Here is a 24,373-nt window from a genome sequence, read left to right on the forward strand (position 1 = left end):
ATAAAGAGAGGGTTTGGAACATTGAAGTCAACAGGGGATTTAGAACGTAAATTAATACTGATAGGGGTGCTGCTAGCTACCTTTCTGGCTGCGATTGAAGGAACGGTAACAGGACCAGCGGGTCCAGCTATCGTAGGTGAATTTCAGGGAATGCAGTGGCTTAGCTGGATATTCACTTCTTATTTGCTGGCAATGGCTATTACTACTCCTATTTTCGGCAAAATCAGTGATCTCTTTGGACGCAAGCCGGTGTTCATGTGGGGAGCAGCTGTTTTTTTATTAGGCTCGTTATTATGCGGTATTTCGCAAAGTATGGAGCAGCTGATCCTGTTCCGGGCAATACAGGGGATTGGCGCGGGTGCGCTCATTCCAATGACCTTTACCATCATCGGGGATATTTACAGTATCGAGGAGAGAGCGAAGACACAAGGATTACTTAGCTCTGTATGGGGGATTTCCTCTTTGGTAGGTCCTCTTCTTGGGGGATATGTAGTAGATTACCTAAGCTGGCGCTGGGTATTTGTTTTTAATCTGCCATTCGGTTTATTAGCAATGGTATTTATTGCCCGCTATCTGAAGGAAGAGAAGGTACGTCGGAAAGCACAAATTGATGTGGCAGGGGTGCTGCTGTTCGCTGCTGGTATGGGCGCATTGCTCTTCGGTCTCTCCACAGGTGGACAGAATCTGGAGTGGACATCCCCACTGCTAATCGCAACTCTAAGTGTGGCTGTTATCCTGCTAGTCTTATTTTTCTTTGTGGAGCGTCGTGCTCCTGAACCTATGTTGCCGCTGGGTCTATTCTCGAACCGCAACATAGCGGTGTCTACTGGCGCTAACCTGCTGGTAAGCACATTAATTATTGGGCTTTCTACGTATGTGCCATTATGGGTGCAGGGTGTATCCGGAAAAAGCGCCGCCATCTCAGGTTTGCTACTGGCGCCGATGTCGGTAGGCTGGATGTTTGGTTCGATCGCCGGAGGGCGGATGATTCTAAAAGCGGGTTCGCGTCGAACCGCAATGCTTGGATTGATTATGATCGCTGCCGGGGCTATTGGCCTGGCTTTCTTAACAGGTGAGTCTTCACAGCTGCTGCTTTTATGCTTGATGCTGGTCTGTGGAGTTGGCTTTGGGTATTCTTCTACAGTCTTTACGATTATTGCGCAGTCCTCTGTTGCGTATGAGCAACGGGGAGCATCTACAGCGCTTAATGCGTTCACGCGTTCTTTAGGACAGACTGTTGGGGTGGCTATTTTTGGTTCCTGGCTGAACTTGAATATTGATAAGCTGTTAAGAAAACAACCGGATTCGAACATCTCAGGGGATGATATTAATAAGCTGCTTGGATCGCATGCAGGAACTAACCTGTCTGGGGAAGTATCAAATAGTCTGCGTGATGCCCTTGAAGGTGGTCTTCATTCATTATTTATCGTAATGGCAGTTTTCGCTGTTTTGTCGCTGATAATATCCTGGGGTTTGCGCAAGGGTGTGCCTTCAGTAGAGGATGCTACATCGTCCTTGAAAAAGGCATAACTTATTAGGTAGATAGCGTGTTAAAGTGGTTGAACCATACGAATTGACTCTTGGAGTGGCGTACGGAGTGACACATAGAATGACGCATGGAGAGACACATGGACTAACGGACGGAGTAGCACATGGAATCACGCACGGAATAACGGACGGTGGCACGCCAGATTGATGTAACCTCTAGAGTAGAGAGTCGATGGAAGCAGTGGATAGACGCGTTTAGTTGTATTTCGTACAACTATAATCCTGCTGGTAACTTTTTCAATGGATATAGCTGTATTTAGTACACCTATTTTCTTGATTTACTCGCCTAGGGGTGGTTTGTCTGGTTTTTAATTGTACAGAATACACTTAAAGTTAGAATGAGCGGATTTGCATACGAAATAGCTGTATAGAATGCAGTTATTCCCTAAGTTACTGCTCAGGTTCATCAAGATCCGGCGCTGAAAATATAGCGAGTTACATCAAAAGTGAATTTTACCGAGAGCGATAGTAACGGTCAGCTGAAAGGGACGCCCAATCGGAAGCGTGCTTGCAAGTCCTGCCGAATAAGGATGACTATGATCCGAGGGTTGCCAAAAGCGGACCTCAAAGTCCGTCTTCGGCATCGACTTACCGATCATCTGCTCAAGTAAGCCGGCGCAGAACAAAAAAACCAATAGGCGATTCTCAAATAAATCGGAGAATCGCCTATTGGTTTTCTTTTTAACATTAACAGAAATCAATAACAGCTTGTCTGTAACACATAAACAAGGGACTCTTACTTACGGGGAAGAGGGGATAGCTTCTCAGCTTGTAGACCCATCTTTTTGAGGAGAACAATCATTTGTTCCTTCTCATCATCATTCAGACCGCTGAAAGCAAGATGCAGGCGTTCTGAATATTTCGGATACATCTCATTCATGAGACGTTCACCTTCCGTAGTCAGCTCCGCAAAAATCACGCGGCGATCGCTCGGACAAGGCTTACGCTGCAAATAGCCGCGTTCCTCAAGCTTATCGATTACGTAAGTAACGTTGCCGCTTTGCAGCAGCAGCTTGGCGCCAATTTGTTGAATGGGTTGTGGTCCCTTATAGTACAACACTTCCATAACGGCAAAGGCAGTCGGATTAAAACCTTCAATTTTGCTGCCGGTAACAGCATGTTCATTAATGCTCTTAAAAGATTTGGCAAATACCCGGTACAAATGTAGTGTTAATTGCGTATCACGTTCGTAAGATTGTATCATGCTTCTCCACCCTCTATCGTTAATCATGTGTGAACTCATCGCACAGTTTGCAATCAATAGTCATTAGTGCACGGGTTACCTGTGCAACGAACCTTGAGATAACCTTAGAATACGTGAAAGAGCGAATGAAGAACATGTGATTTGTCACAATGAGCACACTTTTAATTATTAAAAATCAAACAATTTTTTAAATACGGTAAAAACGAAGGTTTTTTTGATTTCAGTCTTTGAAAGGATAAGAATTTCAGCCTTAGGTTCAAGCGCTATTTACGCCTCCAGACGGATGATTGATGTTCTCCAATATTTTACTATTACTTCATCGAGAAATAGTAACGGGGAGTGAAGTAAGATGGAGGAACAGCTGGCTCATGATTCAAAAGAAGGAAAGCTGACGGCGAATAAGCCCTTTATGCTGCTTATTGCCGCACAGCTTGTATCGAATGTGGGAGACTGGTTGCATATACTAGCGCTACTGACAATGGTAGGTTTTAAATGGAATGCTACACCGTGGGAAATTACGGCTATATCTTTATGTATGGCTGTGCCGTTGCTCTTGGGAGGGCCGTTTGCAGGTTATTTAAGTGATCGTTTTAACCGCAAGGCGCTGATGATTGGTTCCGATCTAGCTCGTGCCGGAATCGTTGTTTGTTTGGTATTTGCAGGTTCTCTCTGGCAGGTATATGTCCTGTTGGTAGCTAAAGGGATCATGGATGTACTCTTTTCACCAGCCAAAAGCGGAAAGCTCAAGGAGCTTGTCCCTGCGGCCCAGATGGATAAAGCCATGGCGCTTAGCTCATCTATTGAACAAATAACTAAAATTGTAGGTCCTGCTCTCGGTGGACTGCTGGTTGCCGCATTTGGTATTGCTGCTTGTTATGTGATTGACTCGGCTACCTTCATTTTATCGGCGGTCATCTTAATAGGACTGCCGCGTACGGCTGCACTGAAGAAAGATGCAGCAGAGGATAGCACAGGGGAGAATGGTGCTCGGAAGTCTTTTCGCCAAGAAATGTCGGCGGGTCTGCAGGTGATCGTGGGAATGCCTGTAGTACTTTGCGGGATTGCTATGCTGGTGCTAGTGCTGTTAATGCTGCAAATTGGTGATTCGCAGATTGTAACGTTATTCCGGGAAATTCCGGGTGTGAACGGAGATCTGCTGGGTTGGTGTGTGGCAGCCAGTGGTCTTGGCACCTTACTGTCAGCCCTGCTTGTAAGCCGTATAGGCAGTGGTAAACATACGCTCGTCTTCATGGGATTGGGAGCTGTAATTATGGGGGTTGTTTTCTCAAGTGCAGGAATTGTAACTGCCCACGGTCAGGCTGGACTCTGGATGAACATCGCTTTGTTTGGTTCTTTTATGTTTGCTGGTGTGGGAGCAGGCCTTGCGTTTATTCCCTTCAATTCTATGCTGCAACAGCGGACCCCTGCGGAATACACGGGCCGTGTATTTGGAACTATAGGCAGTCTAACAAGTGCGGCTGTTATCTTGGGACCTGTAGCCGGTGGGGCTTTAGTTACAGCGTCAGGACCTGTCCCGGCGTTCATTCTCTCTGGTACGCTTACAGCCCTGCTTGGAGTGTTGCTGTTAATGCTGCGTGGTAAAATCGAGCGGAGAGATGAAGCGGCAATTAAACGTGAGGAAGGAATTTCAGCAACAAATAACCTAGAGCTTCTCGGACAGACCTCTCTTTAATGGGAGGTTTCTTTTTAAATATAAGAGTAGTTCTCTTAGCTGTGAAAAAATCAGTATGCTTCCTTGGAGAAAGTATATATAGTACGATTAGAGAAGCTATCTTTCTGGATTGGAATTTCGATAATAATATTTATAAGAAATATTTAGGAGTTGGCGAATATGGAGAATGTAGAAATAACAGGGGATACCGAGAGCGACGAAGAGATTGTACTCGATGTTGAGATCGATGAAGCAGGCTATGAAGCAGGTGCCCCATGCATATTCGATATTTCATTTCAGGTGCGGCGTGGACAGCTGCTCGGACTGATCGGACCAAATGGTGCGGGAAAAAGTACTACAATCAAAACATTGCTCGGTTTGCTTAAGAATACCAAAGCTAAGGTCTCCTTTAATGGAGTTAATAAGTCCTATGCTTATGTACCGGAGCAGCCGGTGTTTTATGAGGATCTGACCTTATGGGAGCACTTAGATTTGGCTGCTGCTGCTTATGGACTAAAATATGAGCAGTTTCAAGAAACGGCGGAGAGATTACTGAAGCAGTTCGGTATGAATCATGTCCGTGATGATCTTCCAGCTGGCTTCTCTAAGGGTATGAAACAGAAAATGATGCTGATGCTGGGCTTTTTGGTACAGCCGGATGTTTATATTGTGGACGAGCCTTTTATCGGCTTGGATCCTCGGGCCACTAAAGATTTCCTGCGACTGCTGGAAGCGGAGCGGCAGCGCGGAGCTGGTGTATTAATGTCTACGCATGTATTGGATACTGCTGAGAAAATTTGCGATGATTTTGTGCTGATCTCGGGTGGCAGGGTTGCCGCTGCAGGAACGCTTGAAGATATACGTGATTATGCTGGGCTGCCGGAGGCGTCGTTGTTTGATTGCTTCGACGAACTGACATGAGTAAGCAGAAGCAGCGAGGGTTTGCTTTTCCTACCTCCAAAAAGCTATTCTGGCGGCGATTATTTTCTCATTGGCGTGAGCAATCTGCTATTATTCGTACGGCAGCCGATTGGACTGTGCTGTTATATATACTGATTCCCGGAGGATTTCTGGGAGGACGGTTATATTACGGGTTCTGGAATGAGGCACTGCCAGCTTGGAGTGCAGATTTGCCGTTTATGTTGATTCCTTCATTATTAGTGCTCCTGCTCTGTAGAGGTGGACTGGTGCTATTATTGCAGGAAGGGGATCTATTATTTCTAAGACAACGGCAGCGATGGATATATACGATCATGTTTCGCGGGTTGCTGTACAGCCTGATCGTAACATCGTTGAAGTTCTGTGTAGCTTTTGTGCTGTTATTACCTTTCCTGGTTCGGGGATATGGAATGCTGTCATCCGAGGTATGGGCGCTGTTCGCTCTGACTCTGGCATGTAGCTGGTGCGTTAAATTACTTGGGCATATTGTAAAAGTACAAAAGCAAGGCTGGCGGCGCTGGCTGTGGCTGATTCTGGCCATCTCCGTTCCCTGTGGGATTTATTTCCGTGCAGCTGCGTTTTGGAACAACCGTCCAGTTTTTATGCTGCTGATTGCAGCACTCTTTGCAGTCGTAGCGGTAATCGCTCTTCAGCGGCGTATAGTGATGCGTGGGACATTCATGAACGATGTGCGTGAAGATTATAAGCAGCGGATGAAAATAGCGGCCCTATTGCTCCGCGGCGTACTGGATAAGCCACGTCCGACCCGCCATAAGCCGTGGATTTTCCGGAAATCACAGCCTTTGCTAAAATCAAAAACTGCCGAGAGCCGTTTCTCTGCGGCAGCGATTAAGGCACTTGTACGGAATCCTGCCCATTTAAAGCTCTACTTATCGTTTACTGCTGTGTCCCTTCTAGCGATATTTATCATTCCATCAGGGTTCAAATGGCTGGGTTTTATAGTTTTAATTTCCCTCATGACCAATTGGCTGTTGTCGTTCTGGTTGTTATTCGTGGGAGATGATTACATCGGAATTCTGCCGTTTACGAAAGAACAAAAAGCCGAAGCGGGGCTGCGTGCGGTCCCTATCTTACTGTTTCCTTTTTCAATCATTTGTTCTGCGCTGATCTGTATTTCCTTATATGGATGGTTTGGGATTATCCTGTTCATCCCGCTAGGTTATATCGTTGCACTGTTTAGCTCTAGAATATTTGGAACATTTCGCTTAGCGAAATAAAGATATAAATAGAACGGAAGAGTGCCCCATAAGCCGTAAAAAGGCTGCTGGGGCACTCTTCTTTTTTTGTCTTGATTCGATCTATTGCACGCACGTACGTATGAGGTACCTAGCTAGCCTATCGGACACAGCTGCCCCTAAACATACTATTTTTCCACTTTTGGGATGCTAACGGACTCCATAGTTGCTATTGCCATGAAAAACACCATATATGAGCCTCATTATAAGGAATAGCGTCGTTGGAGTCCGAAACCCTGCCAATAAGGTGAAAAATACGCAAATAACGTCATCTGGGTCCGAAGCCGCAGTAGCTGATTAGGCAGACGCTCCACATAGCTAACGAACCCAAAACAGAGGAGCGATTCTCTAATTAATGAGAGAATCGCACGGTCCGCCATTTTCAAAGCAGTAAGCTGCTTGGAGGATATTCACGTTGCACTAGAGATTATCCCAGTCGAATGTCAGCGGCGTGTTTGCCTGCTGTATATCCTGTTGAGAAGGCCGCTGTTATATTGTAGCCTCCTGTATAGCCATGGATATCGAGTACCTCGCCGCAGAAGAATAACCCCGGCATAAGCTTCGATTCCATTCTTTTGGGATCGATCTCCTTCAGATTTACCCCACCGCCGGTAACAAAGGCCTCGGATAGGGACCGGGTGCCATGCACATAAACCGGCATGCGTTTCAAAATCCCAGCCAATAGAAGCAATCCATTCTTGGAGACGTGATGACCGGTTGTGTCCCCATCTAAGTCAGATTTAGTCAGCAAGAGGGGGATGAGACGCTCTGGCAACAGCCCTTTCAGCGAATTGCGGATCGCTTTCTTTGGTTCCTGATCCAGCTTATCCTGCAACATAGATTCTACTTCCTGTGCGTTCAGATCAGGGAAGAGATCGATGGACATCTCCACCGTATCTGTGCCGGATTTACGTTGGACTTGTCTCAGAAATTGGCTGCACCGCAGTGCAATGGGTCCTGATAATCCAAAATGGGTGAATATCATATCCCCTCGATGAGAGATGACCTTCTTTCCTTTCGGATTCCACACAGTAAGGACCACATCACGTAACGACAGACCTTGCAGCTCGCCGGACTTAATCCATTCTTCCCGTGAAAGAATCGGCACCTCTGTCGGGAACAGCTCGGTGATCGTGTGCCCTGCGGCTTCTGCCCAAGGGTAACCATCTCCCGTGGAGCCGGTCTGTGGTACGGACTTGCCTCCGGTAGCGATGATAACAGCAGTGCAGGCGATCGTCTTGCCCGAGCTCAGTTGGACTCCCTTAACAGCCCCTTCGTTATAGATTATTCTTGAGACGGGACTGTCGGTCATAATCTGTACGCCTAGACTCCGTACTTTGCTAATTAAGGCAGAGACGACACTAGAGGCCTTATCGGAAACGGGAAACATCCGCCCGTTATCTTCTTCTTTTAATGCAATGCCTAAACCTTCAAAAAAGGCGATGATATCCTGATTATTAAAATGGTCGAAGGCACTATACAAAAAACGCCCGTTTCCTGGAATATGGGCGATTAGCTCGTCTCTTTCCTTGACGTTGGTAACATTGCAGCGTCCGCCACCAGATATTCCGAGCTTTCGGCCTAGTTTTGCTCCCTTGTCGATTAGCAGAACGGATGCCCCGTGTTCTGCAGCGGCCACGCTTGCCATTAGACCCGAAGGGCCGCCCCCAATGACGATCACATCGTAATTGCTCATGAAATTTTACTCCTTTACATGTTAAGACACGGAAGCCTATTCCGCGGGTATTCCTAACGGAATCATACCATTCTGATTCACATGTAACCAGTCTTGTCCAATCATTAGGTGATTATCGTTGTCAGGAGAGTAATCCTGTGCTTTAATCTAAGCATGTAGGGTAATTTGTCCATTTTGGGGTGTGATTGTAATTATTGGTGCGGTTAAGGATATCTTATTGCAAATATCGGCAGCATGCTCCTTTCTTTTTCTTTTTCAATGGTGGGTGGACCGTAGATTTGTAACACGGAAAAAGGGGAAGCTTCCAAATGATCAGACCTTTTTGATTTTGGCGTGTACGTTTAGTCTTATCCTGTGCTCTCTTCTTTCGACAACTTTGTTTGGTGTAGCCTATTTAAATTTAGGATTAATCCCTGCGTATATTGGTATTTTATATGGAACTACCCGTTCGGGCATTTTGCTGTCCATTTTTTTGCTTATCTGCAATGTAATCATCGCGGAGCCTACAGGAATCAGTAATGTGATATTGAATTCAGGGATTTTATTATATCCGCTACTGTTTGGACTGGCCAAACCTTTTAAGAAAGGTACAGTAGTTGAGAAGATCGGTGTGTTATGGATGATTCTTTGTCCAAGCATGCTATTTATTGCGTTAGTCCCTATTATAGGCGGGAAAAATATATATGAATCTAATTCCGTGCAAGCATTTCTGATTACGGTATATCTGTTTTTCACCATCGCTTTAGGTGGTATTTTTGTATATTATGTTGAGATGGTTAGAAGTAGATTGCAGGATAAAGTACAGATGGAGAATATCAGTGAAAGTTTCCAGTGGGAGTCCGAGAAGCTGCAGCAGATTACCAATGTAGTTCCTCTGAGTATTATGTCTCTGGATGAACACGGAGTTGTAACTGATCTTAATGATTGTATGCTAGGAATGATGCGGGCTCATTATCCCAATTTGCGAAAAGAGGATATTATTGACGAGCCGGTAAAAAAGTTTTTTCATAGCTCAGTGGATACACAGGCATATATGCGGGTAAGTGATAATATCCGCTCTAATCGGCGTTCAAGTGAAAAAATGATTCATGAGTCGCGCATCTATCAGATTTATTCAGCGCCGTTAATGCATAAGAGTTCAGGGGTAACAAGTGGTGCTGTAATTATTGTGCAGGACATGACCAATGAGGAAAAACTACGTGTAGAGCTGGATCATGTGGAACGTTTGAGCTTGGTCGGGCAGATGGCTGCTGGAATTACCCATGAGATTCGTAATCCTATGGCGGTAGTTCGGGGTTTTTTGCAGCTGATGAGAGAAAAGAGTGCTCAAGAATTGGATTCTTATTATCAGATTGTGATGGAAGAGCTGGACCGCGCTAATAGTATTATTAATGATTTTTTATCCTTGGCACAGAGCCGGGTTTCTGATAAAGAGAAGGTGCTGCTGCACCATATTATAGAAGAAGTTAGTCCATTGCTGTGGGCTGATGCTAATCTTCGCGGTCAAAGTGTTGAACTGAAGCTGAGCCCATCACTGCATGAATTGGAACTAAATGTCCGGGAAATCAAGCAGCTTATTCTCAATTTAGGACGTAATGGTATGGAGGCTATGGGACCCAAGGGGGTGCTGACGCTGGAGACACGCAGTACTCATGATAAAGTGGAGTTGATTGTCACCGATAGCGGCGTTGGTATGTCAGAAAGTCAACGCGAGAAGTTGTTTTTACCCTTTTTTACGACGAAAATTCAGGGAACAGGTCTAGGCTTATCCTTGTGCCTAAGTATTGTGGAGCGGCATAACGGTAAAATAAATGTAGAGTCTGTAGAAGGAGAGGGGACGGTATTTACGATCTCCTTCCCATTGGATAAGGAGGAACCCAGCGGGGTTCGCTCTTAGATTGAATCACCCTCTACAGCATCTCTTGCTTTCACAGAGTATGAATGTATAATAAAGTTAGTAAGTACTGCTGTAATATTATCTGACAAACAGTTGAAAAGTGAAGGAGAGTGCAGAGAAATGTCCATGTCTTTTAATCAATATATGAGAGATTCAATTCAGCCTATGCGTGATGACCTGACAAGTATCGGGTTTCAGGAGCTTATGACTCCAGAAGAGGTGGAAGCTACTCTTCCAACCGCAAAAGGAACATCGCTTGTAGTCGTAAATTCGGTCTGTGGTTGTGCTGCTGGACAATGTCGTCCAGGTGTAGCTCAGGCTTTGCAAAATGAAATCACTCCGGATCACTTGTTCACAGTGTTTGCAGGTCAAGAGAAAGAAGCTACTGCTAAAGCACGTGAATATTTTGCTCCTTATCCGCCATCCTCACCTTCCATCGCACTGATGAAGGATGGAGAACTCGTTCACTTTATTGAACGTCATGGCGTAGAAGATCGTTCGGCTGCTGAAATTGCTGCTGAATTGAAAGAGGTCTTCAATCGTTTGTGCCAGTAAAAACAGTTATTCCATATAATCTCGCATCAGCCGGCAAATCGGCTGCATGCGGGATTTTTCAAAATATAAGAGCAATAATGGGATAGAATATGCTTAGAAGCATGAGCTTCGTTTGGGTGGATATTTTGATGGATATGGAACCATTTCTGATGGAACGAGGTGTGTTTGGTGAGTTTACAGAAGGAAATTATTGCGGATCTTGGCGTGAAGCCAACGATTGATGTAGAGGTTGAGGCACGCAAACGGGTTGATTTCTTAAAGTCGTACGTGCTGAACGCAGGGGCTAAAGGATTATTGATCGCCATTAGTGGTGGAGTGGACAGTGCGGTAGCCGCGGGTCTGTGTAAACAGGCTACGGACGAGCTGTCGGCAGAAAAAGGCACAGAGTATATGACGCTTGGAGTATTCCAGCCTTATGGGGTTCAGGAAGATATCGAGCACAGCTATGATGTTGCCAAAGCTTTTAATCTGACTCATACTGTGGAGACCAACATTGAGGAAGCTGTAAATGAAATTGCCCTTGAAGTTGAGCATGGTCTGAAATCAATAGGCCAACACCGCCATATGACGCATCAAGGCAAAGGAAATGTTAAAGCCAGAACACGTATGGTTATGCAATATGCACTCGCTTTTGAGAACAATCTGATTGTAGTAGGAACGGATCATGCTTCTGAAGCAATTACCGGCTTCTACACGAAGTGGGGCGATGGCGCTGTAGATATTACACCACTATCCACACTTAATAAACGTCAGGTACGTCAGCTGGCTGCACATATTGGTGTGCCTGCGGATATTGTCACAAAAGCACCTACGGCGGGCTTATGGCCGGGGCAGACGGATGAAACCGAGCTGGGCATTACTTATGACGATAACAGCGACTATCTGGAAGGTAAACAGGTTAATCCTGAGGTAGCTGAGAAGCTTGAGAATTATTACCGGAGAACGGCACATAAGCGTAATGTTATTCCGGGGATTTAGAATAGTTGAACTAGAAATCGCCACGGGTCTGCGTAGCAGCAGAGCTCGTGGCGGTTTTTGTGAGTTGGATAGCTGGATAGACTAAGAAGAATAATTATTCTGTAAGCGTAAGTGTCTGATCGATAAAATTAGTTGTCGCAGCAATCGCGAGCTCTAATTGCGGAGTCGTGCCAGCAAAAGGATGCACAGTGTTGAACGTATGATTACCCTCAGGAACCTGCACCCAGCTAATATCTGGCCGAAGTTTGATGAGATGCTCAGACCCTTGGCGGAGATGTACTCCATCTTGACTGCCTTGAATAAGAACAACTGGGAAGGACGCTTTCTGTATGCGTTCAAGGATGTTATAGCGTTCTTTGTTGTTCTCCATATCTTCTAAAATTACAGCATCCAGCGGCATTTGTTGGCCAGTACGTCCATTAAGGACATAGGTTCTTCCTGTTTCCTTCATCTGCTGCTTTTGTTCTTCCGTCAGCAAATCGAGTTTCGTAACCCCGTTCCAGGAGATTACTCCGCTGATCTCATTGGGATGATCAAGCGTGTAGACCAAACAAATTCCCCCTCCGAGACTGTGGCCGAGAAGGAATAAGGGCAAGCTGCCGAATTTCGGGTGTTGGCTAAGATAAGACAACAGGATTTCCATGTCCTTTAAGCTACGGCGATAGGTGTTGCGGGCGAACTTCTCAAGCTCAGTGAAATGCAGCAGATCTTCTCCGATGCCAGCATGAGAGAAGTTAAAAGTGATCACTTCATGCTCCTGGCTGAGAGTTGTGGCTATGTAAGGAAACATTCCCCAATCTTTAAAACCTTTGTAGCCATGGGCAATAACAATAACACTCTTGGCTTTGCCTTGGGCAGGGAAGTGCGAGCAGCGGAGAACAGCTCCGTCACCGGCAGGTATTTCAAAATTACGATGATTCATAGGGTAATCCCCTCTCCATATATAAAAATGAAGTAAATCAGCTAGTCTATCGTGAAGTCGCTGGATAGACTTAGAGCGCATTTTCTTTTAAGATAGCAGAAAGAATCTTGCAGGACTATTACTTTTAATAATACTTCATTTGATTGATCATACCATTATTGAAGCAAAATGGGATACACGTCCATAAGGAGCGTGAAGTGTTGATTTACGGAATCGGACATGATGTGTTAGAAATTGAACGAATCTCAGAGGTAATAAATAGAGGACTGGGTAAGAAATTTAACCAGCGGGTCTTAACAGAGCAAGAATATCAACTTGCTGAAGAGCGAAGCGGGAGGTTGGCTGAGTTCGTAGCCGGGCGTTTTGCTGCCAAGGAAGCAGTTGTGAAGGCTTTAGGCTGTGGCATCGGCAATGTAGTTGGGTTTCAGGATATTGAGATATTGCCTGATGTTAAAGGAAAACCAGAGGTAACTTTATCGTGTGAAGCCTGGAGCAGACTAAATCTTCCAGATGGACAGAAGTACACCATTCATCTTACGATAACACATGGCCGTGATTTGGCTTCGGCTTTTGCCGTCGTGGAAGGGCTAGGTTCATAAATTGAACCATGATTATAGAAAGGCAAGGAGCGTTATAATGACACAACAAGATCTACAAGTTCAAGACGAACAGGAGCTGCGGGAGGCTAAGCAATATTTCAGCTATCATTTGCTGGAGTGGTATCAAGGGCAGAAACGGGATTTGCCTTGGCGTCGGCACCGCAATCCTTATTATATTTGGATTTCTGAAATAATGCTGCAGCAGACAAGGGTGGATACGGTAATCCCGTATTTCAATCGGTTTATCGAAAGGTTTCCTACCGTGGAGTCGCTCGCCGATGCACCAGAAGAGGACGTGCTTAAGTGCTGGGAAGGCTTAGGTTATTATTCTCGTGCTCGCAATATACAGCATGCGGCCAAGCAAGTCAAAGAGCTGTATGGCGGGCAGGTGCCGAATGATCGCGAGGCTGTGTTCAGTTTAAAGGGAGTGGGACCTTATACGGCAGGGGCTATCCTTAGCATTGCGTTCAATCGGCCGGAGCCAGCGGTCGACGGCAATGTGATGCGGGTGTTGTCCCGATATTTCCTGATAGAGGATGATATCGCCAAGGGACCCACCCGCGTAAAAATGGAGCGCCTGGCAGCTGAACTGATCCCGGAGGGGGAAGCGGCATCTTTTAATCAGGCCCTGATGGAGCTCGGGGCGCTCGTATGCACTCCTAAGTCACCGCGCTGTTTAACCTGCCCGGTGATGGAGCATTGCGCCGCGCGCCTGGCGGGCTGCGAGACTTCGCTGCCCATCAAGACCAAGGCCAAGCCGCCGCGCCCTGAGGAGCGGCTGGCGGCCTTAATCGAGGGCCGCGGTGCCCACGCGGGCCAAGTGCTCATCCGGCAGCGGCCACAAAGCGGGCTGTTAGCCCGCATGTGGGAGCTGCCGCACTGGCCGGCGCCGCCTGTGGAAGGCGGCGCCAAAGGCGCGCGGCTGCCGGAAGCAGCGGCGCTGGACCGGCTGCGCCGGTCACTGCGGGAGGCCGGGATCTCTGCCCGGCCTGAAAAGCACTGGATGGCTGCTGAGCATATCTTCAGCCATATCGTGTGGACGCTGCAGGTGTACCGCTGCAGCGTAGAGGACGCCCTTCCGCTGCCGATAGCGGCAGAAGGACGGGTGGTGTACAACGCGGAAGCGGACTTGTTCTCAGGGATCGACAGCAGCATGCCTATCGAGAGATTTGAGGACGGGAACGCTAGTCCAGAGGACGGCGGAGCAGTGCGCTGGATCAGCCGCGAAGACATGGCTAACTATGCGTTTCCTAACGTTTTTCTGAAGCTACTGAACCTTTATTTTGATGAGCAGGAAGAGCGGTCGAAGCTAGAGTAGTAGAAGATTCGCCGTGTTGTGTTGCTAAAGCACTAAATGTACAAAACCTCAGTTTGATGTATGCGCCTAAGTAGAATCGTATGCTCCTAAGTAGGGTCGTATGCACCTAAGTAGGGTCTTATGCACCTAAGCATGGTCGTATGCACCTAAGTATGGTTGTATGCACCTAAGTATGGTCGTATGCACCTAAGTAGGGTCGTATGCACCTAAGTAGGGTCTTATGCACCTAAGCATGGTCGTATGCACCTAAGTATGGTTGTATGCACCTAAGTATGGTTGTATGCTCTTAAGTATGGTTGTATGCGCCTAAGCATGGTCGTATGCACCTAAGCATGGTCGTATGCACCTAAGTAGGGTCGTATGCACCTAAGTAGGGTCTTATGCACCTAAGCATGGTCGTATGCACCTAAGTATGGTTGTATGCACCTAAGTATGGTTGTATGCTCTTAAGTATGGTTGTATGCACCTAAGTATGGTCGTATGCACCTAAGTAGGGTCGTATGCACCTAAGTAGGGTCTTATGCACCTAAGCATGGTCGTATGCACCTAAGTATGGTTGTATGCACCTAAGTATGGTCGTATGCTTCAGTCTCTTCGTAGCAAATATTTGTTTATTTGGCTTAGACTAGTTCAGTCTTGTTCCAACTAAATTCTTCTGGTGTTCCTATGGCTACGAGAGTGAGTGAAATTTAATTAGGGAATTCTTCCCTAAAAAAAGGTCGATTTGGCTTGTAATTGATCACTTTAGGGAAAACCTCCCTAATAATTTGGCGAATATCGGTTTTATGCCCATAACGGATGATTTTTAGGGAGTATTTCCCTAATTACATGTGTTTATGGAGCCTATCGCAGAATTTTAGGGAGTTATTCCCTAATCTATTGCTCAGCGACTCCAAAAGCAGATTTTCATAAGCCGAGTATAGATTTATTGCGATTTATTCCGATCTATTCCGATCCAGTGTATCCATTTAAGCGACGCAAGCGGCGTGAAATACGGTGTCTGGGAGGATCTCAATCAATCTCTGTCTTTATCTTTATCTCTCTCTCTATCCAACCTAAACAAAGAAGGTATCCCATAGCCAATTCGGCTCTGAGATACCTTCTTTTTTAGTTCCATAGCTTAAGCCAAATGTAATTTCTTATTTTGCGCTTTCGTAACGTTTGCCAACTTCTTCCCAGTTTACTACGTTCCAGAACGCTTTGATGTAATCAGGGCGTTTGTTTTGGTAGTTCAGGTAGTAAGCGTGCTCCCATACATCAAGTCCGAGGATTGGAGTAGCGCCTTCGCTGATTGGGTTGTCTTGGTTAGGTGTGCTTGTTACTGCCAGTTTGCCATCTTTAACAACTAGCCAAGCCCAGCCGCTGCCGAAACGAGTAGTTGCTGCTGCTGCGAAGTCTTCTTTGAATTTTTCGAATCCGCCCAGTTCTTTATCGATAGCTTCAGCCAATGCACCAGTTGGTGCGCCGCCGCCGTTTGGTCCGATAACTTCCCAGAACAGGGTGTGGTTAGCGTGTCCGCCACCATTGTTGCGAACAGCAGTACGGATAGCTTCAGGTACAGAGTTCAGATCTGTAAGAAGCTCTTCAATGCTTTTGCTTTGCAATTCAGGTGCTTTTTCCAAAGCTGCATTCAGATTAGTTACATATGTGTTATGGTGTCTGTCATGGTGAATTTCCATCGTCAATGCGTCGATGTGTGGTTCGAGTGCGTTGTTCGGATAAGGAAGTGCCGGTAATTGAAATGCCATGGAAAAATCCCTCCTGAGTTATATTAGAATTTTGTTATAGATAAAGAATTCTGGCGAACTAACGTCAAAATCCTTTATTGTAAATATGTACTATAGGGTATTCGCCCGATAGGATACCTTAATTAAACCGTATCTAGACCAATAATGCAACACTAAACAAACATAAATGTTTATAAAGTATAATTGGAGAGGGAAAGGGTTTTACAATTGTATTTGGAATGTTAAAATTAATAGTCCCCAATCCTATAGACATATATCCTTATAAATACCCTTTTAATGAAGAAATGAACCCCATCTAAAATGTAAACGCTTGATATTAAGCGCTTTCAAAAGAAAAATGATGATATCACGAGAAAAGTGTGCTTTAATAGATTTAAAAGCAGGTATTCCTCGGTATTTGATGCTTTTTTTTATTTTCTCTATGTTAAGGGAACCCCTTCTTTTTGTTAAATTCATAAGCCATAGACAAGGGAGATTTTAAAGAATGCACGTTCGTTCCTTTCAATTAAGCGACGTTAGCCCTGTGACTGATTTGCTGCAAACCGCATTATCGGAAGAGTGTTTCGAGAACACTATCGAGCCTTTCTCCAGGCAGCTTTCATGGGATTCAGATCTCATTGTAGTTGCGGAAGATGAAGAAGAAATTGTTGGAGCACTGATTGGTACGATTGAGAAAAACCACGGTTGTTATTTCCGGATTGCTGTACATCCTGATTATCGCCGCAGAGGAGTCGGCAGAAGTCTGGTATCGGCTATGGAATCCAGGTTTCAAGCTCGTAAAGTCAGTGGTATCTATGTAGCCGTCGATGAGCATAATTCTTTTGCTTTGCCATTGTATGAAGCTATGGGATATAGCGAGAATCAAATCTTCAAATCTGTCCGGAAGCTGAGCATTGTTGGGTAATTTTGATCACTCAGCTGCGAAAGCGGAAACATTTTCTAGAAAAAAGAACTATAGCTGACGATATAGTCTGTTTCATTCATACTCGAGCGTATTTCCCAGAAGTCCATTGCTAATGGCTGGGAGATATGCTTTTTTATTGTTATAATATCTGCAAGTATAATCTTCAATTATTGAGAACAAGAGGTGACATATTGAATCAGGAGCCCCAAGTAGATTACACGAGAAATAGGAAACAAAGACATAGATCCTCCAGATCCAAGACTACCCTGGGCGGTCGTTTGGTCTCGGAAATGAAGGATTGGCTGCTTACAGCTGTGATTGTTTTTGCTGTGATGTCTGTTCTTAATGTTTTTGTGTTCAATATATCAACAGTTAAAGGTCAGTCTATGCAGCCAACACTCTGGGAAGGAGAAAGGCTCTTCATTAATAAAATTTCATTGCTGTTCGTAAATCCAAAACATGGTGATGTTGTCATTCTTCATGATCCAAGTACCGGTCCTAGTCATAAGGAGTATTTAGTGAAGCGAGTGATTGGCATACCTGGAGATATCATAGAGGTACGGAATCATCAGTTATACGTAAATGGAAAAATAGTGAATGAGCCCTATATCGATACTGAGATTGAAGATCCGGATTTTGCAGCGTTAACCGTAGAAAGTGGCAATTATTTTGTAATGGGCGATAACCGTCATGCATCAGCCAGCAAGGACAGCCGTTACTTCGGCTCTATTTCACAGGATATGATTGTCGGCAGGGCTGATTATATATGGTGGCCTCTGTCAAAACTGAATAGATTATAAGAAAGTCAGCGAAGATATGAAAGGAGAAGGCGGAAATGACCAATACATTTCAGTCATCGTATGCTCCCCCGCCTTCCAAGTGGGCACAGCTTAAAGCAGAGATTCAGGAGGCTGCGACATCACTCGGTATTGATGATATCGGGTTTACAACAGCAGAACCTTTTTTATATTTAAAAAATATACTGCAAGACCATCGGGACAAAGGATATGAATCTGGCTTCGAGGAACCCGATCTGGATAAAAGGACAGTTCCAGCATTGTCTTCTGGAGACAAGCCGTTATCTATTATTTCGATTGCAGTGGCCTACCCTTCTAAAATGGAGAACCCTCCTAAATCTGAGCCGGGTGCACGTAGAGGCATCCTCGCCCGGGCATCTTGGGGCAGGGATTATCACCATGTGCTGAGGGAAGCCTTAAGTAAGCTAGAGGAATTTATTCACGAGCGTGTACCGGAGGCTGTGCTGGAAAGCATGGTGGACACCGGTGTTCTAGTAGATAGAGCGGTCGCGGAAAGAGCGGGAATAGGCTTTAGCGGCAAAAACTGTTCTATTATCTCGCCCAAATGGGGATCATGGATTTATCTTGGGGAAATGGTTACCAACATTCCTTTTGCTCCGGATGAACCTGTTGAAGAAGGCTGCGGGGAGTGTACTAAGTGTATTGATGCTTGTCCTACCGGAGCGCTGGTGGGTCCGGGTCAGCTTAACGCACAGGCTTGTATTTCTTTTTTGACGCAAACTAAAGGGTTCCTCAGCGAGGAGTATATGACCAAGATCGGCAACCGTCTATACGGCTGTGATACTTGCCAGATTGTATGTCCCAAGAATAGAGGTAAGAACTGGAATCATCGCCCTCAGATGCAACCTGATCCTGAAATCGTGAAGCCGCTGCTGCTGCCGATTCTGGATCTTAGCAATCGTGAGTTCAAAGAGAGATTCGGCAATAGCTCAGCAGCCTGGAGAGGCAAAAAGCCGATGCAGCGAAATGCGATCATTGCCCTAGGCAATTTCAAGGAAGCCGGGGCTGTGCCAAAGCTATCAGAAATTGTTCTGAAAGAGCCGCGGCCAGAGATGCGGGGCACTGCTGCTTGGGCGCTTGGACGTATTGGAGGTGATGAGGCTCTAGCTGCTGTAGAAGCGGGTTTAGAGCGCGAGGAGGATAGCACGGTGAGGGAAATGCTAAGCCGGGCGCAGGATGTGCTCCTTACTGGGAAGAAGGCACGGGAGGACAGCGATATTAATGGAGGAAAAAGTTCATAGACAGGTTGCATATTGCCAATTGCTGTCCAGTTCCTGAAATGCTATGATAGATTCGCGTGCCATATGGCGATGCAGACAATAGAGTGTAGAGGTGGGCTTTAGATGAGTATCGCATTACCTATTATTACATTGGTCGTAGGTCTCATCGGTGGTTTTTTCATCGGTGTATATTATCTGCGCAAACAAATGACAAACATGCAGAATGATCCTGAAATGCTGCAAAAGGTTGCAAAGCAAATGGGTTATAACCTGAACGGGAAGCAAATGCAGCGTGCCCAGCAAATGATGAAGACTCAGGGACAGCCAGGTGCGCGCCCTGGAGCAGCTAAAGGGAATAAACGTAGAAGTAAGTAACCGGGTCCGGATAACATGTATACGGGTGCGGAAGGGGGAGACATCATGGGGAACATCAAGGAATATGTGAACGGTAAAGTTGCAGAGAACCGTGAGCAAATCGAGTATCACGTTGAGAAAATATTAGAATTAATCGGTGAAGATACCGGCCGCGAGGGACTGCTGGAAACACCGGCACGTGTTACGCGGATGTACGAGGAGATATTCGGCGGTTATTCGATAGATCCCCGCGAGGCGCTCGGCGTTACTTTTGATGAGTCTCATGAAGAGCTAGTGATCGTTAAGGATATCGTCTATTACAGCCAATGTGAACACCACATGGCTCCTTTCTTTGGTAAAGTGCATATAGGATACATTCCGAGCGGACGTATTGCTGGGCTCAGCAAATTAGCTCGGCTTGTTGAAGCAGTAAGCCGTCGTCTACAGGTTCAAGAACGCATTACGGCGCAAATTGCTGATATTATGACGGAGGTGTTAGGCCCCCACGGTGTGATGGTTGTTGTGGAGGGAGAGCATCTGTGTATGTGTGCACGCGGAGTGAAGAAGCCAGGCAGCAAAACGGTAACTATGGCTACTAGAGGGGTCTTCCGTGAGGATGCCGCCGCTCGTGCGGAGTTTCTAAGCTTGATTAAGGAATAAATATCGGGGTGCATACCTCGAAATTGGAAGGACCCATCGTTCACGTAATGTGAATGAGGGGTCCTTTTTGGTCAGGGTGTGGGAATAAGAGTGATATTCACTGTGAAATGAAATAATATCAAAAGGGCTTCCAGGCCAGTTTACTGGCAGCAGCATAACGTTCTGAGACGTAAGGCCAGTTAACGACCTTCCACCAATCCTCAATATAATCGGCCCGATTATTCTGATGTTTAAGGTAATAAGCATGCTCCCATACATCCAGAGCCAGTAACGGAACCACGTCCCATTGTGACAGGTTCTGATGTTTCTCCGCAGTCAAAATCTCCAGTCTATGACTGCGTGGACTCCAGACGAGAATAGCCCAGCCGCCACCTTCAACCTTATTCGCAGCTTCTGTGAACTGTTTCTTGAAGTTGTCATAGCTGCCGAAGCTTTGTTCAATGGCTTCCAGTAAGGCTCCAGTTGGACGCCCGCCACCTTGAGGTGACATTACGTTCCAGAAGATTGTATGGAGATAGTGGCCAGCCCCATTAAAGGCTAGCTCCCGTTCCCAATGCTTAACAAGATCGAAATCTCCTTTCTTGCGAGCCTCGGCTAGCTTGTTCTCCGCTTTGTTTAGTCCATCTACATAACTTTGATGGTGTTTATCATGATGAATCCGCATGGTTTTCTCATCGATGTATGGTTCCAGCGCATTATAAGCATAAGGCAATGGAGGCAGTGTATGCCCGCCAATTGGCACAGCACTCATTTCACGAATATCAAGGATAGTATCTGTAGAAGGAATAAGTCCCTCATTCCGCGTGACATTGTCCTCTTCTGTTCTTACGACATAGTCGGCTGCTGTATAATCTCTCATAATTTGCGTGAGCTGTCCGGGCGAGCTCAAAGTGTGTAGTACGGCAAGGAAATACTCTGATTCACGAATAATATGCAGGATCACAGTGGTAGCAAGGGGGACGGCTTTGACGGCTGCGCTGCTTTCCATGATGGCAAAAAGCTGCCGAACAAATTCTTGGGATTGGGTACAGGAGATGTGCAGCAGCTTTTCTGTTTCCGCAGTGAGTTCAGCCTGACTTGGTGGAGAAGCAGAGAGGGCAGAATTCAATAACTGTTGAGCGGCCATCTCTGTGGCACCGAAGACCACCGCCCATTCATCCAGCAGTTTAACATAGGGTTCCTCCAGGTTAGGTACGATTGCTTTGATAACCTCGGTATGCTCTTTCTCTTGTGTTTTCCAGAATACGATTTCTTCTAAAATACGTACTGGCAGCATCGGCCCGTATACATATAACATTCCAAGAAAACCTCCCGTGATATGTCTTCATCAGTCCATTATATGTGTGCTCATGATAGCTTATGAAGAGCATAAGAACGCGATAATAATATCGTTGACAACCGTTTGATATGGTGAAATAATACAGGAAAATAAAGGCAATGATACCGAAAGGTACAACCTCGCGAAAAGGAGGGTGTACCTTTTTTTGTCGTGTGGACCGATTAATGAAATCCTTTGGGGTAGTAGAAAAACTTTGAGAAATGAGATGAGGGTATGAACAAGCTTGAGAAGAAACAATTTTATAATCAGCTGTTAAAATTAGCGGTACCGATATCCCTCCAAAGTCTAGTCATGGCGGTTCTGTATTTAGTAGATCAATTGATGGTAGGGCAGCTTGGGGGTGTAGCGATCGCTTCGGTTGGTATGGCTAGTAAAATCTATAGCGTGATTTCGGTGGTGCTGGCGGGTCTTGCTACGGGTCTTGCCATATACGCGGCTCAATATTGGGGGAGTAAAGATCGAAAGAGCATCACACCATTACTGGGATTAAGTCTTGGAATTGGCCTGATATTGTCGGGTTCATTTACGATAGTTGTTTTTTTCAACCCTCGGCTATGCCTGTCTATTTTTACAACGGATAAAGAAGTGTTGGAGAAGGGGTACATTTTTCTAAAAATCGTTGCCCTCAGTTATATTCCAACGATGTTGACGATGCTCTATTCGGCGGTTCTACGAAATTCAGGACATGTAAAGTATCCAATGGGTGTGAGCATAGCTGCTGTAGGACTGAATATTATTTTAAACTATGCGCTTATTTTTGGGCATTGGGGGTTTCCAGAGCTTGGACTTGCAGGTGCGGCATATGCAACGTTAATCTCACGTATAGTCGAAAGTACCTTGATCATCGGAGCTGTGTATCGCGGGAAACTGCCGGGTGCCGGAGGAATTAAGGAGCTGAGTTCGTTTTCGAAAGCGCTGTGTATACCTTTTTTAAGAACGATAGCACCTATTGTTTTAACGGAATTGGTTTGGGTTTTAGGTGAAGCTTGTTATTCCGTAATATATAGCCGTATGGGCACAGCAGAGATGACCGCTATGACAGTGACCTTTCCGCTGCAGGGGTTGACGATTGGACTTCTGGCTGGGCTTTCTGGTGCAGCTGGGATTATGGTCGGACATAAGCTGGGAGAGAATAATAATGCAGGTGCTTTTCAGTATGCTCGTTTTTTTGTTCGAATAGGAGTAGGGATTTCATTGCTGCTTGGTGTTCTTATTGCTGTTCTAGCCCCGCTCTACGTCTCAGCCTTTAACTTAACAGTGGAAGAACGCCGAATGGCCACTTCTGTTATCTGCTTTTTTGCTCTTTTTTTATGGATAAAGGTGGGCAATATGATGATTGCGGGAGGGATTCTGCAGAGTGGTGGCGATAGTAAGTTCGTCTTTATTATGGAAGCCTCTACAACTTGGTTGCTTGGGGTGCCTCTAGGGCTACTGTTGTCATGGGGATGGAAACAGCCTCTTCCCTGGGTATACTTCTTTCTGTCCCTGGAAGAGGCTGTTCGATTGGTTATAGGTTACGTGCGTTTTCGCCGTGGTAAATGGTTGAAGCAACTGACCCATCAGGGGACAGAGGCGGATTGTAGTGCTTAACTAGTTACTTGCCATCGCCGGCTGATTGCCATTGTAGGTTTTGGCTAGTTGAACATTTCCTAAGAAAGCAGAGACTCGCCGCAAATACTCACGCGGGTGCTCACGGAACAGCAATTCATGATGGCTGCCCTCTACGACCCAGGAATCTGAGAACGGATTGCTTTGGTTCGCGGCCAGCTTTTCTGCAATAGGATAAGGAGCTTTATCATCTTCGGTTCCATGCATGAGTAGAATAGGGAAAGGATAATCTTCGGATTTGACCCTCGCATAAGGAATTTGATTCAGCCCCGTACCGTTCAGAACTGGGAACAGCATTTCCATAATCGCCAGGGAAGGCTGGCGGGGCAGATCAATATTTTGCTTAATATTATGATACAGCGTATCTGGCTCTAACAAAAAGGTACTGTCCAGAATCATCGCGTCAATGTCCTCTGATACTAATCCTGTTTGCAGTGCTGTGCCTGCTCCCATGGAGAAGCCCCATACAACTAACTCCTCAGCTCCACGTTCCTTAGCAAAATCAATAGCGCCTAGAAGCTGCTGGGATTCTTTTTTACCTCCGGTTGCAATATCCTTGTTGCCTTGGGCAGCAAAGCCGTAATCAAACATCACGACATTGAAATTCAGACTGTGTGCATAGTGAGCGAGATCGTACATAGGTACCCAAGATTCTTCCCGGTTGGCGCCATAGCCATGGCTGAACACGATAGTTTTGGTAGCCCCTTCGGAGGGAATATACCAGCCGCTCATCATCCGACTACCATCTTTAGCTGGAAACGTCACATCCTCGTATGCGAGACCTTTGGCCTGCATGGGATTGGAATACAGAGGTGCGACCGTTGGATTAGATAATACCCAGGCGATATAGCCATGAAGTGAGACAAAGCAGAAGGCTAAAAAGAAAAAAATAGATAATAGCAGTGCAACGATAATATGCTTCACACGAATCATCCGCAGCGATAGCCGGGACGAACTGCCTTGTTTAGGTAGTTTAGGTCGACGGGAGACGGTTGTGCCGGTTTGGCGAGTTGCCAGATCCATATGGTCCCCTCCTAAGAATGATGTGAGTACTAGTGCCTAGAAGAATTTGTAAAAATGATTCTAAAGCATCAGTAGATAATTTAATATGTTAATCGTATGAAAAAGCCCTTACAAA

21 protein-coding genes and 1 pseudogene are annotated in these 24,373 nt (G+C 45.8%); 16 read left to right on the forward strand and 6 right to left on the reverse strand.

Going from position 1 to position 24,373, the window contains the following annotated elements; genetic code table 11:
• Nucleotides 1-21 precede the first annotated feature (21 nt).
• Together NSQ50_RS02925 and NSQ50_RS02930 are read left to right on the forward strand one after the other, a co-directional pair.
• The gene (locus NSQ50_RS02925; protein WP_076101386.1) at nt 22-1,530 is read left to right on the forward strand and encodes an MDR family MFS transporter; all 1,509 of its coding nucleotides are present in this window, start codon (nt 22-24) and stop codon (nt 1,528-1,530) included.
• Nucleotides 1,531-1,555: 25 nt separating this feature from the next.
• Nucleotides 1,556-1,696 carry a hypothetical protein gene (locus NSQ50_RS02930; RefSeq protein ID WP_179088401.1) on the forward strand — a complete coding sequence of 47 codons (141 nt, stop codon included), beginning with the start codon at nt 1,556-1,558 and terminating at the stop codon, nt 1,694-1,696.
• A gap of 588 nt (nt 1,697-2,284) precedes the next feature.
• Here the strand turns inward: NSQ50_RS02930 and NSQ50_RS02935 are convergent.
• Entirely contained in the window at nt 2,285-2,752 is a 468-nt protein-coding gene (locus tag NSQ50_RS02935; protein WP_036676802.1) for a MarR family winged helix-turn-helix transcriptional regulator, read from the reverse strand.
• A gap of 349 nt (nt 2,753-3,101) precedes the next feature.
• Here NSQ50_RS02935 and NSQ50_RS02940 point away from each other — a divergent pair, with 349 nt between their 5' ends.
• The 3 genes from NSQ50_RS02940 (at nt 3,102) to NSQ50_RS02950 (ending at nt 6,601) form a co-directional block, all read left to right on the forward strand.
• A complete protein-coding gene (locus NSQ50_RS02940) occupies nt 3,102-4,445 on the forward strand; it encodes an MFS transporter (RefSeq protein ID WP_076141870.1) in 1,344 nt (447 codons plus the stop codon).
• Between the two features lie 159 nt (nt 4,446-4,604).
• Nucleotides 4,605-5,345, forward strand: coding sequence for an ABC transporter ATP-binding protein (locus NSQ50_RS02945; protein WP_036676805.1), 741 nt, complete (start codon nt 4,605-4,607; stop codon nt 5,343-5,345).
• Complete coding sequence (locus NSQ50_RS02950; protein ID WP_076223361.1) at nt 5,342-6,601, forward strand: ABC transporter permease; 1,260 nt, start codon at nt 5,342-5,344, stop codon at nt 6,599-6,601. Before NSQ50_RS02945 ends, NSQ50_RS02950 begins: the two co-directional genes overlap by 4 nt.
• A 445-nt stretch (nt 6,602-7,046) precedes the next feature.
• On the opposite strand, the gene NSQ50_RS02955 is transcribed toward NSQ50_RS02950, so the two are convergent.
• Entirely contained in the window at nt 7,047-8,315 is a 1,269-nt protein-coding gene (locus NSQ50_RS02955; RefSeq protein WP_076223358.1) for a BaiN/RdsA family NAD(P)/FAD-dependent oxidoreductase, read from the reverse strand.
• Between the two features lie 181 nt (nt 8,316-8,496).
• Here NSQ50_RS02955 and NSQ50_RS02960 point away from each other — a divergent pair, with 181 nt between their 5' ends.
• From NSQ50_RS02960 to nadE, 3 genes are all read left to right on the forward strand, one after another.
• Nucleotides 8,497-10,212 (forward strand): two-component system sensor histidine kinase NtrB, encoded by a 1,716-nt coding sequence (locus NSQ50_RS02960; RefSeq protein ID WP_081386883.1) that lies wholly within the window; start codon nt 8,497-8,499, stop codon nt 10,210-10,212.
• A 120-nt stretch (nt 10,213-10,332) separates the two neighbouring features.
• Nucleotides 10,333-10,767 (forward strand): BrxA/BrxB family bacilliredoxin, encoded by a 435-nt coding sequence (locus NSQ50_RS02965; protein ID WP_036676813.1) that lies wholly within the window; start codon nt 10,333-10,335, stop codon nt 10,765-10,767.
• Between the two features lie 168 nt (nt 10,768-10,935).
• Complete coding sequence (gene nadE, locus NSQ50_RS02970; RefSeq protein WP_036676815.1) at nt 10,936-11,745, forward strand: ammonia-dependent NAD(+) synthetase; 810 nt, start codon at nt 10,936-10,938, stop codon at nt 11,743-11,745.
• A 94-nt stretch (nt 11,746-11,839) separates the two neighbouring features.
• Here the strand turns inward: nadE and NSQ50_RS02975 are convergent, their stop codons facing one another.
• Nucleotides 11,840-12,667: an alpha/beta hydrolase gene (locus NSQ50_RS02975; RefSeq protein WP_036676817.1), complete on the reverse strand. Its 828-nt coding sequence runs from the start codon at nt 12,665-12,667 to the stop codon at nt 11,840-11,842.
• A gap of 200 nt (nt 12,668-12,867) precedes the next feature.
• Between NSQ50_RS02975 and acpS the strand changes: the two genes are divergently transcribed.
• Both acpS and mutY read left to right on the forward strand, forming a co-directional pair.
• On the forward strand, nt 12,868-13,266 hold the full coding sequence (gene acpS / locus NSQ50_RS02980) for a holo-ACP synthase (RefSeq protein ID WP_076223355.1): 399 nt from the start codon (nt 12,868-12,870) through the stop codon (nt 13,264-13,266).
• 37 nt (nt 13,267-13,303) lie between these two features.
• Nucleotides 13,304-14,584 carry an A/G-specific adenine glycosylase gene (mutY, locus tag NSQ50_RS02985; protein WP_076223353.1) on the forward strand — a complete coding sequence of 427 codons (1,281 nt, stop codon included), beginning with the start codon at nt 13,304-13,306 and terminating at the stop codon, nt 14,582-14,584.
• Between the two features lie 1,139 nt (nt 14,585-15,723).
• Here mutY and NSQ50_RS02990 read toward each other — a convergent pair.
• Entirely contained in the window at nt 15,724-16,332 is a 609-nt protein-coding gene (locus NSQ50_RS02990; RefSeq protein ID WP_076223350.1) for a superoxide dismutase, read from the reverse strand.
• A gap of 484 nt (nt 16,333-16,816) precedes the next feature.
• Here NSQ50_RS02990 and NSQ50_RS02995 point away from each other — a divergent pair, with 484 nt between their 5' ends.
• The 5 genes and pseudogenes from NSQ50_RS02995 to folE all read left to right on the forward strand — a co-directional run bounded on the left by NSQ50_RS02995 (nt 16,817) and on the right by folE (nt 20,288).
• Nucleotides 16,817-17,236: a GNAT family N-acetyltransferase gene (locus NSQ50_RS02995; RefSeq protein WP_036676822.1), complete on the forward strand. Its 420-nt coding sequence runs from the start codon at nt 16,817-16,819 to the stop codon at nt 17,234-17,236.
• 191 nt (nt 17,237-17,427) lie between these two features.
• The gene (gene lepB, locus NSQ50_RS03000; protein WP_076101394.1) at nt 17,428-18,036 is read left to right on the forward strand and encodes a signal peptidase I; all 609 of its coding nucleotides are present in this window, start codon (nt 17,428-17,430) and stop codon (nt 18,034-18,036) included.
• A gap of 35 nt (nt 18,037-18,071) precedes the next feature.
• Nucleotides 18,072-19,268: pseudogene (gene queG / locus NSQ50_RS03005) on the forward strand (tRNA epoxyqueuosine(34) reductase QueG); the annotation flags it as partial.
• A gap of 129 nt (nt 19,269-19,397) precedes the next feature.
• On the forward strand, nt 19,398-19,649 hold the full coding sequence (locus NSQ50_RS03010; RefSeq protein ID WP_036676828.1) for a YneF family protein: 252 nt from the start codon (nt 19,398-19,400) through the stop codon (nt 19,647-19,649).
• A gap of 45 nt (nt 19,650-19,694) precedes the next feature.
• Nucleotides 19,695-20,288, forward strand: a complete 594-nt coding sequence (gene folE / locus NSQ50_RS03015) for a GTP cyclohydrolase I FolE (protein ID WP_036676830.1) — start codon at nt 19,695-19,697, stop codon at nt 20,286-20,288.
• Between the two features lie 118 nt (nt 20,289-20,406).
• On the opposite strand, the gene NSQ50_RS03020 is transcribed toward folE, so the two are convergent.
• Nucleotides 20,407-21,585: a Fe-Mn family superoxide dismutase gene (locus NSQ50_RS03020; RefSeq protein WP_076105973.1), complete on the reverse strand. Its 1,179-nt coding sequence runs from the start codon at nt 21,583-21,585 to the stop codon at nt 20,407-20,409.
• Nucleotides 21,586-21,840: 255 nt separating this feature from the next.
• Here NSQ50_RS03020 and NSQ50_RS03025 point away from each other — a divergent pair, with 255 nt between their 5' ends.
• Nucleotides 21,841-23,217: an MATE family efflux transporter gene (locus tag NSQ50_RS03025; RefSeq protein WP_036676836.1), complete on the forward strand. Its 1,377-nt coding sequence runs from the start codon at nt 21,841-21,843 to the stop codon at nt 23,215-23,217.
• On the opposite strand, the gene NSQ50_RS03030 is transcribed toward NSQ50_RS03025, so the two are convergent.
• Nucleotides 23,218-24,258: an alpha/beta hydrolase gene (locus NSQ50_RS03030; protein ID WP_143760481.1), complete on the reverse strand. Its 1,041-nt coding sequence runs from the start codon at nt 24,256-24,258 to the stop codon at nt 23,218-23,220. It abuts the gene before it with no gap.
• Nucleotides 24,259-24,373: the final 115 nt, after the last annotated feature.

Source organism: Paenibacillus sp. FSL R10-2788 (genome assembly GCF_038003885.1).
In the GTDB taxonomy this organism is placed as follows: Bacteria; Bacillota; Bacilli; order Paenibacillales; family Paenibacillaceae; genus Paenibacillus_AQ; species Paenibacillus_AQ odorifer.

Coding starts and splice junctions, on each gene's coding strand:
- NSQ50_RS02935 (WP_036676802.1), bottom strand. CDS start 2,752: ATGATACAATCTTACGAACGTGATACGCAATTAACACTACATTTGTAC.
- NSQ50_RS02940 (WP_076141870.1), top strand. CDS start 3,102: ATGGAGGAACAGCTGGCTCATGATTCAAAAGAAGGAAAGCTGACGGCG.
- NSQ50_RS02945 (WP_036676805.1), top strand. CDS start 4,605: ATGGAGAATGTAGAAATAACAGGGGATACCGAGAGCGACGAAGAGATT.
- NSQ50_RS02950 (WP_076223361.1), top strand. CDS start 5,342: ATGAGTAAGCAGAAGCAGCGAGGGTTTGCTTTTCCTACCTCCAAAAAG.
- NSQ50_RS02955 (WP_076223358.1), bottom strand. CDS start 8,315: ATGAGCAATTACGATGTGATCGTCATTGGGGGCGGCCCTTCGGGTCTA.
- NSQ50_RS02965 (WP_036676813.1), top strand. CDS start 10,333: ATGTCCATGTCTTTTAATCAATATATGAGAGATTCAATTCAGCCTATG.
- NSQ50_RS02975 (WP_036676817.1), bottom strand. CDS start 12,667: ATGAATCATCGTAATTTTGAAATACCTGCCGGTGACGGAGCTGTTCTC.
- mutY (WP_076223353.1), top strand. CDS start 13,304: ATGACACAACAAGATCTACAAGTTCAAGACGAACAGGAGCTGCGGGAG.
- NSQ50_RS02990 (WP_076223350.1), bottom strand. CDS start 16,332: ATGGCATTTCAATTACCGGCACTTCCTTATCCGAACAACGCACTCGAA.
- NSQ50_RS02995 (WP_036676822.1), top strand. CDS start 16,817: ATGCACGTTCGTTCCTTTCAATTAAGCGACGTTAGCCCTGTGACTGAT.
- NSQ50_RS03010 (WP_036676828.1), top strand. CDS start 19,398: ATGAGTATCGCATTACCTATTATTACATTGGTCGTAGGTCTCATCGGT.
- folE (WP_036676830.1), top strand. CDS start 19,695: ATGGGGAACATCAAGGAATATGTGAACGGTAAAGTTGCAGAGAACCGT.
- NSQ50_RS03020 (WP_076105973.1), bottom strand. CDS start 21,585: ATGTTATATGTATACGGGCCGATGCTGCCAGTACGTATTTTAGAAGAA.
- NSQ50_RS03025 (WP_036676836.1), top strand. CDS start 21,841: ATGAACAAGCTTGAGAAGAAACAATTTTATAATCAGCTGTTAAAATTA.
- NSQ50_RS03030 (WP_143760481.1), bottom strand. CDS start 24,258: ATGGATCTGGCAACTCGCCAAACCGGCACAACCGTCTCCCGTCGACCT.